Annotated in this window: 19 protein-coding genes; 18 read left to right on the top strand and 1 reads right to left on the bottom strand. The window is 46.0% G+C overall.

Features of this window, described 5'->3' with window-relative positions; genetic code table 11:
• The first annotated feature begins 66 nt into the window (after window positions 1-66).
• The 18 genes from MKY66_RS24205 (at window position 67) to MKY66_RS24120 (ending at window position 17,837) form a co-directional block, all read left to right on the top strand.
• Window positions 67-939: a LysR family transcriptional regulator gene (locus MKY66_RS24205; protein WP_076211161.1), complete on the top strand. Its 873-nt coding sequence runs from the start codon at window positions 67-69 to the stop codon at window positions 937-939.
• A gap of 128 nt (window positions 940-1,067) precedes the next feature.
• On the top strand, window positions 1,068-2,129 hold the full coding sequence (locus MKY66_RS24200; protein WP_076211164.1) for an LLM class flavin-dependent oxidoreductase: 1,062 nt from the start codon (window positions 1,068-1,070) through the stop codon (window positions 2,127-2,129).
• 50 nt (window positions 2,130-2,179) lie between these two features.
• Window positions 2,180-3,406, top strand: a complete 1,227-nt coding sequence (locus MKY66_RS24195; RefSeq protein WP_256704229.1) for an amidohydrolase — start codon at window positions 2,180-2,182, stop codon at window positions 3,404-3,406.
• 333 nt (window positions 3,407-3,739) lie between these two features.
• Window positions 3,740-4,600, top strand: coding sequence for a diaminopimelate epimerase (locus MKY66_RS24190; RefSeq protein WP_076211167.1), 861 nt, complete (start codon window positions 3,740-3,742; stop codon window positions 4,598-4,600).
• A 43-nt stretch (window positions 4,601-4,643) separates the two neighbouring features.
• Entirely contained in the window at window positions 4,644-5,438 is a 795-nt protein-coding gene (locus MKY66_RS24185; protein ID WP_076211169.1) for an SAM-dependent methyltransferase, read from the top strand.
• 66 nt (window positions 5,439-5,504) lie between these two features.
• A complete protein-coding gene (locus MKY66_RS24180; RefSeq protein WP_076211171.1) occupies window positions 5,505-6,800 on the top strand; it encodes an opine metallophore biosynthesis dehydrogenase in 1,296 nt (431 codons plus the stop codon).
• 216 nt (window positions 6,801-7,016) lie between these two features.
• A complete protein-coding gene (gene nikA, locus MKY66_RS24175) occupies window positions 7,017-8,645 on the top strand; it encodes a nickel ABC transporter substrate-binding protein (protein WP_076211173.1) in 1,629 nt (542 codons plus the stop codon).
• Between the two features lie 79 nt (window positions 8,646-8,724).
• Window positions 8,725-9,657 carry a nickel/cobalt ABC transporter permease gene (gene opp1B, locus MKY66_RS24170; RefSeq protein ID WP_076211175.1) on the top strand — a complete coding sequence of 311 codons (933 nt, stop codon included), beginning with the start codon at window positions 8,725-8,727 and terminating at the stop codon, window positions 9,655-9,657.
• Window positions 9,657-10,544, top strand: coding sequence for a nickel/cobalt ABC transporter permease (gene opp1C, locus MKY66_RS24165; RefSeq protein WP_076211177.1), 888 nt, complete (start codon window positions 9,657-9,659; stop codon window positions 10,542-10,544). Before opp1B ends, opp1C begins: the two co-directional genes overlap by 1 nt.
• The gene (locus tag MKY66_RS24160) at window positions 10,525-11,358 is read left to right on the top strand and encodes an ABC transporter ATP-binding protein (RefSeq protein WP_076211179.1); all 834 of its coding nucleotides are present in this window, start codon (window positions 10,525-10,527) and stop codon (window positions 11,356-11,358) included. Before opp1C ends, MKY66_RS24160 begins: the two co-directional genes overlap by 20 nt.
• Complete coding sequence (locus MKY66_RS24155; RefSeq protein ID WP_076211181.1) at window positions 11,336-12,082, top strand: ABC transporter ATP-binding protein; 747 nt, start codon at window positions 11,336-11,338, stop codon at window positions 12,080-12,082. Before MKY66_RS24160 ends, MKY66_RS24155 begins: the two co-directional genes overlap by 23 nt.
• Before the next feature lie 13 nt (window positions 12,083-12,095).
• Window positions 12,096-13,289 (top strand): MFS transporter, encoded by a 1,194-nt coding sequence (locus MKY66_RS24150; RefSeq protein ID WP_076211183.1) that lies wholly within the window; start codon window positions 12,096-12,098, stop codon window positions 13,287-13,289.
• Window positions 13,286-14,551, top strand: a complete 1,266-nt coding sequence (locus tag MKY66_RS24145) for an MFS transporter (protein WP_305956059.1) — start codon at window positions 13,286-13,288, stop codon at window positions 14,549-14,551. Before MKY66_RS24150 ends, MKY66_RS24145 begins: the two co-directional genes overlap by 4 nt.
• Window positions 14,552-14,786: 235 nt before the next feature.
• Complete coding sequence (locus tag MKY66_RS24140; RefSeq protein WP_076211188.1) at window positions 14,787-15,983, top strand: GTP-binding protein; 1,197 nt, start codon at window positions 14,787-14,789, stop codon at window positions 15,981-15,983.
• Between the two features lie 278 nt (window positions 15,984-16,261).
• A complete protein-coding gene (gene rpsN, locus MKY66_RS24135) occupies window positions 16,262-16,531 on the top strand; it encodes a 30S ribosomal protein S14 (RefSeq protein ID WP_036605831.1) in 270 nt (89 codons plus the stop codon).
• A 43-nt stretch (window positions 16,532-16,574) separates the two neighbouring features.
• Window positions 16,575-16,910 (top strand): DUF3024 domain-containing protein, encoded by a 336-nt coding sequence (locus MKY66_RS24130; protein ID WP_179088522.1) that lies wholly within the window; start codon window positions 16,575-16,577, stop codon window positions 16,908-16,910.
• Between the two features lie 207 nt (window positions 16,911-17,117).
• Window positions 17,118-17,594 (top strand): DUF2975 domain-containing protein, encoded by a 477-nt coding sequence (locus MKY66_RS24125; protein WP_076211191.1) that lies wholly within the window; start codon window positions 17,118-17,120, stop codon window positions 17,592-17,594.
• A gap of 9 nt (window positions 17,595-17,603) precedes the next feature.
• A complete protein-coding gene (locus MKY66_RS24120) occupies window positions 17,604-17,837 on the top strand; it encodes a helix-turn-helix transcriptional regulator (protein ID WP_076211193.1) in 234 nt (77 codons plus the stop codon).
• 78 nt (window positions 17,838-17,915) lie between these two features.
• Here the strand turns inward: MKY66_RS24120 and MKY66_RS24115 are convergent, their stop codons facing one another.
• A complete protein-coding gene (locus MKY66_RS24115; RefSeq protein WP_076211195.1) occupies window positions 17,916-18,773 on the bottom strand; it encodes an AraC family transcriptional regulator in 858 nt (285 codons plus the stop codon).
• Between the last annotated feature and the right edge of the window lie 43 nt (window positions 18,774-18,816).

Raw genomic sequence — 18,816 nt, 5'->3', positions numbered from 1 at the left:
CAAGTAAATATATTGGATAAATCAATATAAGATCAAACGTCTGCGGACGTGGATACGGAGGCGCTCATGAATATCGAGAATATTGAAGCATTTGTATATATCAATCATTATGGAAGCTTCAATAAGGCTGCCGAAGTACTCTTCTTGTCCCAACCTTCGGTCACAGCTCGCATTCAGTCACTGGAAAGGGAGCTGGGCTGCAAGTTGTTTGATCGGCTTGGCAAACAAATTGTGCTGACAGAGGAAGGTCGGAAATTCCTGCCATATGCGCAGCAAGTGCTGCAAGTGATTCAGAAGGGCAAGCAGAAGATTCAGCAGCGCCGGACAACACCGGATGCTCTTCGGCTCGGTAGTACAGTATCGGTATCCAACTATGTCATTCCCGATTTTCTACCCAAGATCAAGGAAGCTTACCCCGAAATTAACATCAAACTGACGACAGCAACGACGGATCAGCTGATTGCCAAACTGCTTGGTCAGGAGATCGATCTTGCTTTTGTGCGCAAGGTCATGCATCCTGCGATCCGTACGGTTGCTTTTTATGAAGATCCGATCCAGCTCTATGTGTACAAAGGGCATCCATTCATTGAGAGCGGACATGTCAGCATGGAAGCCATCCGGAATGAGCAACTGGTCTTTTTTGAATGTGGTTCACTGGACTGGCTTCGCATTCACCGGGCTTTCGACTCGCTGGAACATCCGCCGAATATTACATATCATGTCGATAATTCGGAGACGGCGAAGAAACTGGTTATGCAAGGGGCAGGCATTGCCTTTCTCCCGGGACTCACGGTGAAGAAGGAAGTGCAGAATCAGGAGTTGTTCCCCATTCAGGTACATGAGGTAGCAGGTGTATCGTTGCAGATCAGCGTCGTCACGTTAAAAGAAGAATATTCGCCATTGGCAGAGCCCTTCGGGGAACTGCTGCGGCAGTTATAGAGCGTCTAAGGTTGAATCTGACTTTTACACCAAAACGGAGAGTGCAGAACCAATCTGAAGAAGCATCTCAAGTTCAACTTAATAGTGATTCAAGAAAGTGGTTCAGCACAATCAAGGAGGAGAAGGATATGAGTATTCGTGTTGGCATTTTGGATCAGACCCCGATCTATGAAGGGGAAACGGCAGTGGATGCTTTTCGACATACGATTGAGCTGGCACAGCGGGCAGAGCAGCTTGGATTCCATCGATTCTGGGTGTCGGAGCACCATGATTCAGGGCATGTTGCAGGTTCCTCCCCGGAGGTACTCATCTCCCACTTGCTTGCGCATACAAAGCGGATTCGGCTGGGGTCCGGCGGAGTAATGCTCCAGCATTACAGTCCATACAAAGTCGCCGAAAATTTCAATATCCTCGCAGCGCTCGGACCAGGAAGAGTTGACCTGGGAATCGGTCGTGCACCAGGCGGGTTACCACGTTCGACACAGGCGTTGCAGGAAGGTATTCAGGAAGCCGCATCTCTTCAAGAGAAAATTGTTCAGGTGAAACGATACATCCACAATGAGTCGCTTGAAGATCCATCACATCCACTTGCAGGTCTCAGCGCTTCGCCTGTGTCGGATATTCCAGCGGAGCTGTACGTACTTGGAGCAAGTGTCGATAGTGCAGGTATGGCTGCGGAACTGGGACTCCCATATGTCTTTTCACTGTTCATTAAAAGTAATATAGAGGTAGCGCTTCAAGCGATCCGTGTATATCGTGAACAATTTGATCGTTCCCAAGGACGGGAGCCCTACGCTGCACTAGCCATATCGTTAATTGTGGCCGAGAGTGAGGAGGAAGCGGAAGGACTTGCGAGCGAGCATATGCTGGTGAAGATCCATCTGGAGAGTGGGAAAGTACTCACTGTCGGTTCTGTGGAACAGGCGGAAGAATTTGGCCGTCAATCAAACGAAACCTATCGGATCGAGATTCTGGAGCCAAGTGTGACCCGAGGTACGAAGGAAAGCGTAGGTCAGGCACTGCTGAAGTTCCAGCAGGAGTTTGCTGTAGAAGAGTTCATTGTGACTACAGCTACACGGGACTTTACCAAGCGAATTCGTTCATTCGAATTGTTGCGTGAGATTCTGGCAGAGCAGGGACTCAGTGAATTTGCACTGGAATCCAAGGAACAGGAAGTTGCAATCTTATAGAGTTAGGCAGTTAATATAGCAACGAATATATACGAATGGGAGGCCATGTGATGAAAAGTGATCTGGAACAGCCCAAGCAGCATTCTGAGCAACAAATACAGGGCCCCGAGTATGAACTTTACGGTGAACGGGCGGAAGAATTCGCGGAACGTTTAATCACCATTCGGCGACATCTGCATCGTAACCCGGAATTGTCCGGCGAGGAAAGGGAGACGACGGCAGCCATTCGCAGTTGGCTGGAAGAGGAAGGCGTCCGTATTGCAGACGAATATGCGCTGCGGACAGGGCTTGTCGCTGAAGTGGGTCAAGGGGATGGTCCTGTGGTTGCCCTAAGAGCAGATATTGATGCGCTGCCCATTCAGGAAGAGACAAAGCTGGAATTTGCCTCCCAGGTAGATGGAAAAATGCACGCTTGCGGACATGACGCACACACGGCAATTCTGATTGGTGCTGCACGATTACTGAAACAGCGTGAGTCCATTCTACCGGGAAAAGTACGGTTGATATTCCAGCCATCGGAGGAAAAAGCAACGGGTGCTCGGCAAGTGATCCAGAGCGGCGCATTAACCGATGTTCGGGCCGTATTTGGTTTGCATAACAAGCCTGATCTCCAGGTAGGTACGGTGGGCATTCGGGAAGGCGCATTGATGGCAGCAGCAGACGGTTTTGTTGTCAAAGTGGAAGGTGTAGGCACCCACGCAGCCGTGCCTGAAGCAGGCATTGATCCAATCGTGGTTGCCGCACATATTGTTACGGCTCTACAGGCGATTGTGAGCCGTAATGTTGGAGCACAGGAGAGTGCCGTAATCAGCGTCACCAAGCTCCACAGCGGTACAGCCTGGAACGTCATTCCCGATGAAGCGATCCTCGATGGCACAGTGCGTACCTTTGATGAGAAAGTGCGTGCACGGATTCGCGAGCGTTTCAATCAGGTAGTCGCTGGTGTGGCAGCAGCTTATGGCACACGGGCTACGGTTCGCTGGATTCAGGGACCTCCTGCTGTGGTCAACGATGAATCTCTTGCATCTGCGGCGGATCAAGTTGCAAGTGAGATTGGATTGAATAGTGTTAGACCGCTACCTTCTCCAGCAGGTGAGGACTTTTCCTTTTATCAAAAAGAAGTTCCCGGCCTGTTCCTCTTCCTGGGCACCTCTGGCCCGCATGAGTGGCATCACCCTGGCTTTGATGTGGATGAACGGGCTCTGCCGCTGGGAGCACATCTTCTGGCAGCACTGGCTGAACGGGCACTGCACAATGTGCAAGCACATCAAGAGTGATGAGTACAGTTAATCACTGGATCATATCCAGATCGAAACGGTTCCGTTCGACGGCAACCGTTTTTCGTATTCCCTTTTTTAAGTGAGAGCAAGGTAGGAACGACGATTCGTTGAATCTTATCAGACGGTGTAGTTATGGCTAGGGCTGGCGCATAAGCGTCAGCTCTGTTTGGGTTTTCTTACAGGAGGGGCAGCTAAAGGTATTATGAAATTTTATTTTTTAAAATGGAAATATTTGTTGACGCTTTCCAAAAGGATGTGCTATATTTTTCTCGACGTTTAATCGTAATAATTACTATTAGATAAAAAAGGAGAACAGGAGTAGTCGCTGCGATGAAACAGGAGATCGATTTTATCAAGTTCAGTCCCACTCAAAACATGACGATTCTGGTTAAAACGGATCATGCAGCCGAGCAATACAGTCATATTGCTACCCGCCTAATGTCGTATGACAACGTTTATGCTGAGCAAGTGGGATTCATTGAACCAACGAGGAGACCGGAAGCCGCTTCTCATCTGGAAATGGCCGGAGGAGAGTTCTGTGGCAATGCCTGTATGGCACTTGCAGCACACCTCGCATCTGAAGCAGAACTGGCACATCAGGAATCTATGGATATCATGTTGGAGGTTTCCGGAACCGACCAATTGATCATGTGCCATGTGAAGAAGCAGCAGAACGAATACGACTGTCAGGTAACCATGCCGATTCCGAAGCAGATCGAACAACGAACAATCCGATATGAAGGCATGGAGCTCGATATGGTGATCATCCGGTACGCTGAGTTCATCCATATCGTGATCGAAGTTGATGACTTCGACGATACGATGAAGAAGAGGGCACAGACCCTTGCAAGATTACTGGGACTAACCCTGGGAGATAAGCTGATTGGTATCTTGTTATATCAATCACACTTGGAAGAAATGGCCCCACTCATCTATGTTCCGGAGCTGGACAGTCTGATCTGGGAAAGAGGGTGTGGTTCGGGTACGGCCTCCGTAGGAGCGTATCTCGCATGGAGCCAGCAGAGGCAGATTACGCAGTACATCAAGCAGCCCGGTGGTGCGATCAAAGTGGTAGCCCAGTGGGATGGCGCAGAACTTGGGAGTATTACGATTGAGGGATCGGTTGGCATCGTGGCTCAGGGCAAAGCCTTCATAGATGCTCCAGCAGAATGGAGCGTTGTAAACGCATGAGGTACATGATACATGATCGAGACAACGTATAGGGGGAAAAGAAATGATCACATTGGTTCATTTTCAGACATGTTTGAGTGAATTTGCAGAGAAATTCGATAAGCTCGCGAGTAAGTATGATCATACGATTCAGCATAGTTCAGAGCTGGAGGCTGTGATCAATGACTACTCCCGCTTTGTGACCGATCCGGAGAATAAGGCAGCCTGGGAACAGTTAGAGCAGTCGGAGCTCGAAGAGCTGGATACGCTTGTATGGGAATTAAGAAATAAATCAGCCCTGTGTGTGGCGATCATGGAGAAATATCGTGCATTGAAGTTAGAGAACGGGGATGTGCAGATTGCCGATTATTTCAAAAACATCGAAGAGTGCATCGATAAAGAATTTGGCAGTTTCCATGTTACCTCTGAATCCAACGTATTGCTGGTAGGCTCCGGTTCATTCCCCATGACACCATTACTTATCGCCAAGCGAACAGGTGCACAGGTCGTAGGGATCGATATTGATGAAGAGTCCATTACACTCGGGCAAAAAGTGCTGGAGACGCTGGGCACGGGTTTGAAGATTCGTTTGGAGTCAACATTGCTGGAGAATTTGGATTATACAAGGGAAGCAACCCATATCATTTTCAGCTCTACGGTGGCCCCTAAATATGAGCTGCTTGATCAACTGCATGCCCTGACGAATGCGCAGGTGGTTGTAGCCATGAGATACGGTGATCAGCTGAAGTCCTTGTTCAATTATCCGATGAGAGAGACGGACAGTAACAAGTGGAAGCTGGTGGATACGATCCTGCGCCCGGATGATGTGTTCGATATTGCGTTGTATCAAAAAGCATAGGTATGCAAGTGCATCCAAGTGCGTCCAAATGGATTACAGATTGAACTTTGAATATAGGAGGCTTATATGAGCAATCTTCAGCGAATTCTGATACTCGGAACCGGACCTGCATCCATTCAGCTTGCGATAACACTCAAAGATCATCTCAACTGCTGTATAGGCATTGCAGGGAGACAATCGGTTCGTTCAGCGTCCGTATTCTCAGCCCTCGAACAGAGCAATGGGCGTATTCAGGTCAGCATTCAAAATGAGAAGCATCAACCGCTCGAAGGTGAATGTGTCGTTGATCATGTGTTCAAGGGATATGACACCATTAAGGGGGAATGGGACACACTCATTTTGGCGGTTACCACCGATGCTTATATCGATGTAATGGAACAAATGAAAAATGAATTCATCAAACAACTGAAATGTATCATTTTGGTTTCTCCAACGTTCGGGTCGAATCGACTCGTGACCCATTACATGAGAGAGCGGAATGCAGCGCCGGAAGTGATCAGTTTCTCTACCTATCTTGGAGATACCCGTTGGATGCACGAACATCCGTCGAATCATGTGATTACTACAGGGGTTAAGAAAAAGGTCTATATCGGTTCCACTCTTTACCCGTCTGAACAGGTCAGTAAGCTATGCCAAGTGTATGAGCGTTTGGGTGTTGTGCTGGAAGTGATGCGATCTCCATTGGAGGCGGAAACGAGAAATATCTCGTTGTACGTGCATCCCCCCTTGTTCATGAATGACTTCTCATTAGAGGCCATCTTTGGAGCTTCGGATATTCAGAAATACGTATACAAAATGTATCCTGAAGGTCCGATTACACAAGTTTTGATACGGGAAATGCGGGCACAGTGGCAGGAGATTATGAATATTACGGACCGACTTGATATTCAGGGAGTCAACCTGCTTCAGTTCATGACGGATGACAACTATCCGGTTCGATTAGAGAGTATATCACGCCAGGATATCGAGAATTTCAATCAGCTGCAGGTCATTCATCAAGAGTATTTATTATACATACGATACACCTCATTATTGATTGATCCATTCTCGGAACCCGACTCGGAAGGGAAATATTTCGACTTTTCAGCAGTCCCATTCCGTCAAACGTTCATGAACCGCGAAGGGGAACTGGACATCCCCCGCATGCCCAAGGAAGATTACTACCGCATCAAAATCATTCAGGGCATAGCCAGACATCTCGATGTGAGCTGTCCAACCATTGATCAATTTATCGCCAGGTATGAAGCGAAGCTTCAGGTAGTGGCTGACGCACACCCGAATCAACGCTTGTCCGACGCCTTTGTGATCCAATCCTTTGACAAGGAGATCCGCATGATCTGCACCGGACTTTCAAGGGTCTAATTACATTTAAATAATGCAAATTAAGTTTTGTTTTACACAGTAACGGAGGGGGCAGAAAGAACCTGAAGAAGCGAAGCGTTCGCCTTTATCACCGGATTTTCTCTTTGGAAAAGAGATCAAAAAAATCTGGGGATAACAGCGATCGGAAGGTTGTTCTGACCACGTAGTGGTCTTGTGTAAAGTTTGAATTTAATTTGCTCATCAGGAGGAAATATTGTGAAAAAGGGTCTTACTTTTACATCCATACTATTGCTGGTATCTGCCATTGCGCTGCTCGCCGGATGCGGACAGAGCCCAAAAGAGACAGAGAGCGCCCAAACGGAGCCTGCCAATAGCCAGGTACAAACAGAACTTATCTATGCTTCTGCCAAAGATATTAATGATATGAACCCCCATCTGTATCCCGGCTCGATGCCTGCCCAAGGGATGGTATACGAGTCTTTGGTTGAAAACACGGTTGATGGTATCAAGCCTTTGTTGGCTGAATCATGGGATATTTCAGAAGATGGCAAAACCTATACGTTTCATCTGCGACAAGATGTGAAATTCCATGATGGAGAGCCGTTCAACGCAGAGGCGGTTAAACAAAATATCGATGCAGTACAGGCGAATGCCGAAAAACACGCATGGATTAAGTTGTCTACCAAAATCACGAGTGTAAAAGTTATCGATGAGCATACGGTGGAGCTGAGGCTGTCGGAAGCCTATTATCCGGCACTGGTGGAATTGTCCATGACAAGACCTTACGTCTTCATATCACCCAAGGATTTCAAGGATGGTGGAACCAAAGACGGAGTAAGTGGTTTCAACGGGACAGGGCCCTACAAGCTTACAGGACATAAAATCGACGAGAATGCTACCTTTGAAGCGAATGAGGCCTACTGGGGTGGCGCACCTGAAATTAAGAAAATCACATCCAAGGTTCTTCCTGCTGGAGAAACAACATTCCTGGCATTGCAAAAGGGAGAGATCAACTTTGTGTTCACCGATGACCGGGGAGCAGACAGCATTGATATTAAAGCGATGAATCAATTGGCTGAGTCTGGCGATTATCAAATCGTTCGAAGTGAACCTATGAATACGGCCATGATCGTAGCCAATAGTAGCAAGATGGATAGCCCTGTTCAAGATCAAGCTGTTCGTGAAGCTGTATGGTATGGCATCGACCGGGAAAGCATCAGTAACGATATTTTTGATGGAACGCAAACGGTAGCGGACAGCTTGTTCTCATCCAACGTAAATTACGCGGATGTCGACCTGAAAAAGCGCAATTATGATCCGGAAACCGCGAAACAACTTTTGGAGAATTCGGGTTGGACGCTGGCGAATGGTGAAGCTGTGAGAACGAAAAATGGTAAGTCTCTAGCCATGAACTTGTATTATGACAGCAACTCCTCTTCCCAAAAAACACAGGCAGAATTTATCCAAAATTCGTTAAAAGGAATAGGCATGCAAGTGGAAATTGTTGGGGAGGAGTCCACTTCCATCGCAAACAGAAGATCAACCGGTGAGTATGATCTATTATTCAATCAGACCTGGGGACTGGCGTACGACCCACAGAGCACAATCTCTGCGTTTACTTCGGATGCATCTTATAAACATACGACAAGCGGCCTTCCCCAAGCAGAGGAATTGTATAAAAAAATTGAGGAAGTCATGGTGTCAACAAATGAAGAAACAAGAAAAGCGTTATATGCGGATATTATGAAAATCGTTCATGACGAAGCGGTATTTATTCCTCTTACCAACGGGCGTGTCACGGTAGTGGCTCCCCAAAGTCTGGACGGAATTTCATTCAAGCAGACTCAATATGAATTGCCATTTGAGCAGATGAATTTTAAATAGGAATGACATCAATAGGGGGGAGGGTAATCCCCCCCTTTATTTGTAAATAAACTTGAATTTGTCCGAAAAGGAGATGGATATGGGAAGTTATATCGTCAGAAGAATATTACTGGCCATACCTTTGCTGATCATTATTTCATTTATAACGTTTGTTTTAATTAATCTCTCTCCTCTGGACCCGGCCGTAGTGGTCTTACAGGCACAGGACGTTCCCCAGATCACAGATGAATTAATCGCCCAAACCAATGAAGCATTAGGGTTCGATAAACCGTTCATGATCCAGTATATAAACTGGATGATTGCCGTATTGCAGTTTGACTTTGGCCATTCCTATGTATCCGGTGAAACCGTATGGTCTATGGTAGGTCCGGCCTTTCTGAATACGCTAAAGTTAACACTGGTCTCATCCATTTTTATTATTGTGTTCTCGATCCTTTTGGGCGTGATCTGTGCCATGAGAGAAGGGAAAGTCATCGATAAATCGGTAAGAGGCATCTCCTTTTTCCTCACGGCGATGCCATCCTATTGGCTTGCGGCAATCATGATTTGGTACTTTTCTGTCAAGTTGGATCTGTTGCCAACCAGCGGGATGGACTCCTACAAAAGTTATATCCTTCCGGTTATTGTGATTACGGTAAGTTACACGGGCATTTATTTTAGAACAGTACGAAGTTCTATGTTGAGCAATCTGAATGAGGACTATGTGCTCTATGGAAGAGCCAGCGGATTAAGCGAGAAAAAGGTGACCCTGCATATTTTAAGAAACTCACTGCAAGTGGCGGTGTCAATATTTTGCATGGCGATCCCCATCGTGCTCGGGAGCACGGTCGTCATCGAAAATGTGTTTGCATGGCCGGGACTCGGGAGACTCAGCGTGCGATCGATTCTAAGCAGGGATTTCCCGATTATTCAGGCATATGTTTTGATTTTGGCGGTAACGTTTGTGTTGTTTAATACACTTTCGGACATTATCAATGCTGCGATGAATCCCAGGTTGAGAAAGGATATCTGATGAGAATATTGAAAAATTTGAGCAAAGACAAGCTGGCTATTACATCATTGGCGATTATCGTGGTCACTATTGTTGCTGGTATATTTGCCCCTTTATTCGCACCACATGACCCCGAGGCAGTGAATATGAAGCTTCGATATGCATCTTCATCCTGGGAGTACCTGTTAGGGAATGATCACTTGGGCAGATGTGTTTTATCCAGGCTCATTTACGGTATTCGTCCCAGTGTTTTATGGGTCTTGGTTGCATTGAGCTTCTCTGTTTTTGTTGGGGCTATTGTCGGATTTATCGCTGGTTACTTTAAGGGGAAAACAGATGCTTTGATTATGAGGATCTGTGATATCATGCTGTCCTTCCCTGGATATGTCATGACCTTGGCAGTAGTCGGCATTTTGGGTGCAGGGCTGGAAAATATTTTAATTGCCTTTGTATTCATGAAATGGGCCTGGTTTGCCCGCGTCATTCGCACCTCTGTGATGCAGTTCTCCGAAATGGATTATGTGAAATTTGCCAAAGCCTCTGGCACGCCCAATCTGAAAATTATAACCAAGCACATTGTTCCGGTTACATTTGCCGATATCGCGGTGATCTCAAGTGGTTCCATGTGTTCGATGATGCTACAGATCTCGGGGCTCTCCTTTCTCGGACTTGGCATTCAGGCTCCCCATGCTGAATGGGGCATGATGTTAAACGAGGCAAGGGAGGTCATGTTCTCCAGACCTGAATTAATGTTGGCACCTGGCTTGGCCATTGTCATTGTGGTGTCCGCTTTTAATTTTCTGTCGGATGCACTTCAGGTTGCTTTGGATCCCAAATTAATGACCTATCAAGGCAAAGTTCGCAAGAAAGAGGTGGGACAAGCGGCTTATGAATATAGTAGAGGTTGAAAATTTGAAAGTATGGGATACGCGTACAGGCAAAGTCATTATTCATGATAGTTCATTTCAGGTAAAGCAAGGAAGCTGTCTGGCCATTGTGGGAGAGAGCGGGAGTGGCAAGTCCGTGACGTGCAGGTCCATTATTCGACTGAATAAAGCGTGGCTTCACCAATCTGGAACCATTTTATTCAAAGGTGAGAATCTGAACCAGCTTACTGAAAAAGAGATGAGAAAAAAAAGAGGAAGAAATCTCTGCCTGATTTTGCAAAATGGCATGAGTGCATTTGATCCTTCCTGTGTGATTGGTGTTCATATCATGGAGACACTTCAGGAACATTTTGGCTGGAATACCCGGGAGATTGAGCGGAAAATAAAAAATGCCATGGAAAGCGTCATGTTGAAAAATCCGCAAGACATCCTGAATCAATACCCGCACGAACTGTCTGGCGGGATGCTGCAGCGAATTATGATCGCGCTGGCACTGGTGTTAGAGCCGGATATGATTATTGCGGATGAACCGACAACGGCGCTGGATACGATCTCTCAGTACGAGGTCGTTGAACAATTGATTCAATTACGCGAACGCATGGGATGTTCGATGATGTTTATATCACATGATCTCGGTGTGGTGCAGAAAATTGCGGACGAAGTTATGGTCATGAAGGACGGAGCTATTGTCGAAAGAGGAGATATTCAGTCCGTGTTTTCAGAACCGGAACATGCATATACCCAATATTTAGTGTCTACCCGACTGGAGCTGAGCAACCATTTCAAGAAATTGATGCAAGGAGGGGTTATAAGTGCTGAAGGTGGATGGCATTGAGAAATCCTATAGGCAGAGCGGGCTGTTTTCCAAACAAAGACAGCGGGTTCTGAAGAATGTTGCATTTGAATGCTATCATGGTGAATGTTTGGGCATTATCGGTGAAAGCGGAAGTGGCAAGTCCACCTTGGGACGGTTGATCTTGGGCATTGAAAAGCCGGACCGAGGAACCATTTTGTTTGAGGGGAAAAATGTGAAGGATCGCAGTGTGAGAATGGGAAACATCAGTGCGGTATTTCAAAATTATACGTCGTCCATTAATCCGTTCTTTAACGTTGAAGAAGCGATCATCGAGCCCTTGAAGGCTCAAAAAAAGGTTCAGCAAAATATGCAAAGCAAGGTTGATGAGTTGTTATATCAAGTTGGATTGGACCCGTCCTACAGACGGAAATATCCTCATGAATTATCCGGAGGAGAGGCTCAGAGAGTATGTATTGCAAGAGCCATTTCCACAGCACCAAAATGTATTTTATTGGATGAAGCCATCAGTTCTCTGGATGTGTCTGTTCAGATCCAGGTGCTGCAATTGTTAAAACAATTAAAGGAAATCTACAAGATGAGTTATGTGTTTATCACGCATGATATTCAGGCGGCAGCCTATATTTGCGACCGGGTCATTATTTTTAGAGAGGGTCAGATTGAGGAAGTGGTCCCGATTGGGCAACTCAAGGATGTCCAATCCGAATATGCGAAGAAATTGTTGAAGCATTTAATTACATTTTAGGGGGAAACCCATTGTGAGTGGAGCGATGTCTTGGCCTTTTCTACGTTTGTACATACTGGTTCTTTTATATTTTAGTGCAAATGCTATTCTCAATGTAATTATCCCTTTGCAGGGGGAATCCCTGGGCGCCAGCAGTACAACCATCGGGCTAATCATGGGAGCCTACATGTTTACAACGATGTTTTTCAGGCCATGGGCAGGTCATATCATTCAAAAAAAAGGGCCGATCAAAGTATTACGCTTTATCCTGATCGTCAACGGATTTGCCCTGATTTTATATACGTTTACGGGACTCGGTGGCTATTTGGTCGCTCGTATTTTACAAGGGGTATCGACCGCTTTCTTCTCCATGGCGTTACAGATCGGCATTATCGATGCCCTCCCGGAGAAAGATCGTTCCCAGGGCATTTCATATTATTCGTTATTTAGCTATATACCGGGCATTGTGGGTCCTGTTCTTGCATTGGGAATTTGGCAGACCGGAGGAATGGATTATTTTACAGTGGTTCTGATTGGTATTGCCATCTGTACAGGCGTGTTTGGATATAGCGCCAAAATGGACAAGAGCACGGAGCAGCCTGCCGAAAATGTTCCTGCTCAGAACGTAGGCGTATTCCAATCCTTTAGTCAGTTGGTCAAAAATCCGTTCCTGTTCAAATGTAGTGTATTGATGCTTAGTGCCTCCGTTGTATTCGGAGCGGTTACGACCTTTATTCCTTTATATGCCGGCCAACTGCCAAGCGGTAATGCGGGTATCTATCTGATGCTTCAAGCAGGAACCGTAGTGCTAGCCCGGATTATGCTTCGGAAAAAAATCCCTTCGGACGGAAAATGGCACGCTCCATTTATTATGGGAACGATGTTTCTTTTGGCAGTGGCTGCGCTGTGTGTAAGCTTTTCGATAACAGGAGGAGCTGTTTTTTTCTATGTGGGGGCGATATTGATGGGAATAGCTCAATCTATCCTGTATCCGACGTTAACCACCTATTTATCCTTTGTGTTGCCACAGCTTAATCGAAATGTGCTGATTGGATTATTTATAGCGACGGCAGATCTGGGCGTTTCTCTGGGCGGTGTCGTTATGGGACCCGTCGCTGACTTCTCTTCCTATTCATTTATGTACATGATCTGTGCTATCCTAGGAGCGGTAATGATCGTTTTTGCCTATGAACGGCGAAGACCCGTGACAGGTACATCTGTGAGTTGAGTGCCAGGAGAGAAAGTGGTGACGAACGTTTGAAGGCTTCAATGACGGCAACATCCAATGGAAAATTAAATCCGGTATCCTTTTCGTTTATCCGGTTTTATATGCTGGCCTTTTTATTTTTTGCGGCAAATTCAGCTTTGACGATTATTCTGCCTCTGAGAAGTGAGGCCGCTGGATTAAATCAGGCTGAGATTGGTTTGATGATGGGGGCATACATGTTCACCTGTATGCTCTTGAGACCTTTTGCAGCGCAGTTGCTGGGTAAGCATGGGCCACTTCGAGTGATGCAATGGTTATTGCTTTTGCATGCGGGCACGCTGCTGTTATTTGTTGTTTTTGGTGTGGAGACGTATCTGTGGTTGCGAGCCCTCCAAGGGGTAGCTACGGCCTTTTTCTCCATGACGATGCAGGCAGGCATTGTGGAAAAGCTGGAGGACAAGGACCGGGCACAAGGGCTGTCCATGTACACCCTGTTTACGATGGTTCCTTCTCTGGTCATTCCGATCCTCGCCATACAAATCTGGGAAAATGCCAGTGATCTGGCGTTTACGCTGCTGATGATTGGACTGGCGGCTTTGCCACTTCTGATTGGATATAATGTGGATCTGCCGCGGAGTACCGTACAGAACAAATCGTACACCTTGGTTGATATGTTTCGTTCCTTCGGCGGCATCTGGCGTAGTACGCCACTGCTGATTAGCAGTGTAGTGATGTTGTTTGCGTCCTGCGTCTTTGGGGCAACAGCGACCTTTCTTCCCCTGTATATGGTATCCACCGGAATGGCGAGTGCAGGCATATTTCTGACGATTCAGGGATTGGTTGTGATCCTGTGCAGGTTTATTTTACGTAAAAAAATTCCGTCTGATGGTAGCTGGAATACCTGGCTGATGGCAGGCTTAATGTTGTGTGCTGCACTGGGAACCCAGTTGCTCAGTCTGATGGAGATCATCGGGCCATTGGTGTATCTCTCCGCGGTGTTCAGCGGTTTTGCCCTGGCACTGTTGTACCCGACATTAACCACATATCTGTCTTTTGTGCTGCCTGCGGATTCCAGATATGTACTCATGGGGATTTTCATGTCCTCGTATGACCTTGGATTCTCTCTGGGAGGACTGGCGATGGGATTCATTGTACAGGTGAGTTCGTATTCGACCATGTTTATGATCTGCACGTTGCTGTCTATTGCAGCGATGTTTCTGGTGTTGGTGTTCAGGCAACGGATGGAAGCGGGCAATAAGGCCAGATCTGGGGTGGCTATATAAATTGAACTAAAGAACATTTACAGAGGAGGTTTATGACTCACTTCTTGCCAAAACGTATCCTCAGGATGCGAAAGTGCAAGGGCTGGTCATCAGCCTTTTTTTGTTTTTTTGCAGGTTGAAATCAAAAATAGTTTGACAACGACCGTGAAACAGGATTATAGTCAATGTTGTTAATCGTAATAATTACTATTAAGGTCTGGATTACACAGACTGCACATATAAGGAGTAGATTTCTATGACACAAAAGCAAGTTCCGGTAACCGTACTGAGTGGTTACCTCGGTTCAGGGAAAACAACGGTTTTGAATCATGTGTTGAACAACAGACAGGGGCTCAAAGTTGCGGTGATTGTCAACGACATGAGTGAGGTGAACATTGATGCTGCACTGGTCAAGGGGGAGGCAACCTTGTCTCGAACCGAAGAGAAGTTGGTGGAGTTGTCGAACGGTTGTATCTGCTGCACCTTGCGTGATGATCTGATGCAAGAGATTGAGAAGTTGGTGAACGAAGGCAAGTATGACTATATTTTGATCGAATCCACGGGCATCAGTGAACCTGTTCCAGTTGCACAGACCTTTACATACGCCGATGAGGAGTCGGGTATTGATCTGACTCGCCTGGCCCGATTGGATTGTCTGGTAACGGTGGTGGATGCCAATCGATTCTGGCATGATTTTGGATCAGGACAGAGTCTTCTGGATCGTAATCAGGCAACTGGAGATGAGGACACCCGTGACGTCGTAGACTTGTTGATCGATCAGATCGAAACCTGTGATGTGCTGCTACTGAACAAATGTGATCTGGTCGATGACACCGAGCTTAACAAGCTGGAAGGCATCATCCGCAAGTTACAGTCTAACGCCAAGATCATTCGGACTGAGAATGGACAGGTGAATCCGTCTGAGATTCTGAATACAGGCCGCTTTGATTTTGAGAAAGTGAGCATGTCCGCTGGATGGATTCAGGAACTGGAGAAGGAGTCGCACACACCGGAAACGGAGGAGTATGGCATTGGTTCCTTCGTTTATCGTCGCAGAAAGCCATTCCATCCTTCCCGTCTGGCTGAGTTCATGAGTTACTGGCCGGAAGAAGTGGTACGTGCCAAAGGTTTGGTATGGCTCGCGGCTGAAGGGGATGTTGCTGCAAGCCTCAGTCAGGCAGGGCCATCCATTCAGTTTGGTCCTGCGGGACATTGGGTCGCGGCGTTGCCGGAAGCGGACAAAGAAGAGATTTTACGTAACGAGCCGGATGTTCTGGAGAAATGGGATGCCCAGTGGGGAGATCGTCAGACGGAGCTTGTCATGATTGGGATCGAAATGGAGCGTGAGAACATTGAAGACGAGCTGGACCAGTGCCTGCTTAGTGATGAAGAAATGTTAGCCGATTGGGGTCATTTCGACAATCCGCTGCCATGGCCTGTGGAAGGCGTATAATTCGGAAGTTGATGTTTGCATTGGGAGTAGCGTTGTATAAGCACATCTATATAAATTGAAATAACATTTACACAAAACGGAGAGGACAGAAAGAACCTGAAGAAGCGGAGCGTTCGCCTTTATCCCCGGATTTACCCTTTGTAAAAGGAATCAAAAAAATCTGGGGATAACAGCGATCGGAAGGTTGTTCTGTCATCGGAGTGTGCAGTGTAAATATTCTTTAGTTCAATTTATATAGATAAATAAACATAAATTCAATCAATAAGGAGCTGTCATTCATGGCTAAAAAATCTAAAGTGGTACGTGAGAAGCAACGTCAGGCGATCGTGGCAAAATATGCGGACCTGCGCCGGGAGCTGAAGGAAAAAGGGGATTATGAAGCATTGCAGAAATTGCCACGGAATGCATCTCCAACTCGTTTGAAGAACCGTTGTGAAGTGACAGGTCGCCCGCGGGGTTATCTACGCAAGTTCAAGGTATCTCGAATTAAGTTCAGAGAACTGGCTCATCAAGGTCAGATTCCTGGGGTAACAAAATCCAGTTGGTAAAATGATCAAAGGGTGGTATTTTGCTGAAAGGATGTGCATGTTCATGCTGGACTCGTTTACGTTACGAAGAATTCAGTCGGTAATGAACGGATATATTCACGAGAAGGTACCTGCGCCACTGCGTACGATGGTGAAGTTGACATATGAGATGAATGACAATGAATTAATCTTGACCGAAGAAAGACCCGCCGAGGAACGGTATCAATGGGACAAGATGCATATTGCCCGATTTTACTGGGAAGAAAATCAGTGGAAAGTGTATGCCAGAGATGAACATAGCAGCTGGAATCCGGTAGATGTTATTACACCTTGTTCCGATTTTGAGAATGTGCTTGAACAGGTGGAACGGGATGAAGCTGGACTGTTCTGGCGTACGTGAGCGAGTTCAAAGATAACCACATTCAGTGGCTATCTTTGGGCTTTTTTTGTGTCCAAGGATCACTGATGCAAAGTGGGGACGATCTTTTGATCTTCCTTCTTTAATGGACAAAAAAATAAATAAAATCTGTTTTGCAATAAAAATTTATTGTAAAACGATAAATGATGTGATAAATTCATATCACTTAAAACAAGTGAGGTGCTTTTTGTGAAGCGAGGTACGACCCTCTTTTTAAAATTGGCTGTGTTGCTTATTGGTGTTCCCATTCTTGCCTTGTGTATATTCGGCATACCCTGGTTAGCGAACAATCCAGTGAATCCGAATTATGCAGGTGCACTATACCCCATAGTGATTATTATGTATGTGTCCGTTATTCCGTTTATTGTTGCACTGTACCAGGCATTCCGTCTGCTAAGTTACATCGACAAAAATGAAGCATTCTCTCTAATGTCGGTGAAATCCTTAAAAACAATAAAATATTGTGCTATTGTAATCAGTAGTCTCTATTTTGTGATGTTGCCATTTGTTTATGTTGTCGCAGAGAAAGATGATGCCCCAGGCCTCATTCTTATGGGGATGGTTCCTGTTTTTGCTTCATTGGTCATTGCAGTATTTTCCGCTGTGCTCCAAAGATTGTTACAGGAAGCGATTGATATCAAATCAGAAAATGACCTAGTGGTCTGAGGTGAATATATGGCCATTATAATCAATATTGATGTGATGTTGGCAAAGCGGAAAATGACAGTTACCGAGCTTGCCGAGAGAGTTGAGATCACGATCGCCAATATTTCCATATTAAAAACAGGAAAAGCCAAAGCGATCCGTTTATCCACTCTGGATGCCATCTGTAAAGCACTGGATTGTCAGCCTGGAGATATATTGGAATATAAGGCTGACGAGGACGAAGATACGAATGAGCATTTATAAAAATGACCGAAGAAGACTCTGCATGTTGTATGCAGAGTCTTCTTTTACGTCGTCTTGATCAAGAAATACGTGCCATGCCTATAACGAATGATTGTGCATCATTCGAAATTGCATAGGTGTTACGTTTTCTTGGGTTTTAAAACATCGGATGAAGTAACTTGACTGTGAAAATCCCGTTTCCAGTGTGATTTGTTTAATGGAAAGATTGGTTGTTGCGAGCAGCTGTTTCGCATGCAATAACCTGGATTCCAAGAGGAATTCCGGGAAAGAGATTCCAAACGTCTGACTGAATTTTCGGCTAAAGTATGTTGTACTGTATCCGGCAATCCCGGCAGCATGGTCTAGTGTAATGTGCTCGTTACTATGGGAACGAATATAATTCCCTGCTTCACGAATTCGCTCTGAAGTGTGATTGAGCGAAACATTAATTTGGCTCGCTGCGGATTGCAATCGGGTCAGAAGTTCATATAGTGTAGCTGCCACACTGTGCTCGTCCTCCACCTGATAGCCTCTGCCGAGCTCCAGTAATCGATCCATGAGCGCGGTAACCACCGGGAAGTTGGAACATTGAAATAGCCAGGGCTCGTCAACGCCTTTTCCATTTAACAGTTCTTCGAGACGAATTCCGTAGAAGTGAATCCAACGAATACTCCAAGGATCATCCAAATCTGAGTAGTAGGTTTGTCTGAGACCGGGACCATAGAGGAATCCCTGCCCTCGTGTTAGCTCATAACAAGTGGTTCCCGTATCCAGGAATCCTTTACCGTCCAGGACAAGGTGCAAATTGTAGCATTGATCCAAGTTGATTTCGGTTGTGCCATATTCTCGATGTACACGATGTTTCGGAAAGTCACTGTATCCTCCAATAAAATCGGGAAAGCATACATGTCTGGGAAAAATCGGCTTGGGGAGAAAGATGTGTTCTTTCACGTGCATCCTCCGTTTGAACGCAATATTTTTATGTAGTGAACTGAAATGG

This window comes from Paenibacillus sp. FSL R5-0766 (genome assembly GCF_037971845.1).
Lineage (GTDB): Bacteria > Bacillota > Bacilli > Paenibacillales > Paenibacillaceae > Paenibacillus.
This window is presented reverse-complemented; position numbering and strand designations above follow the sequence as displayed.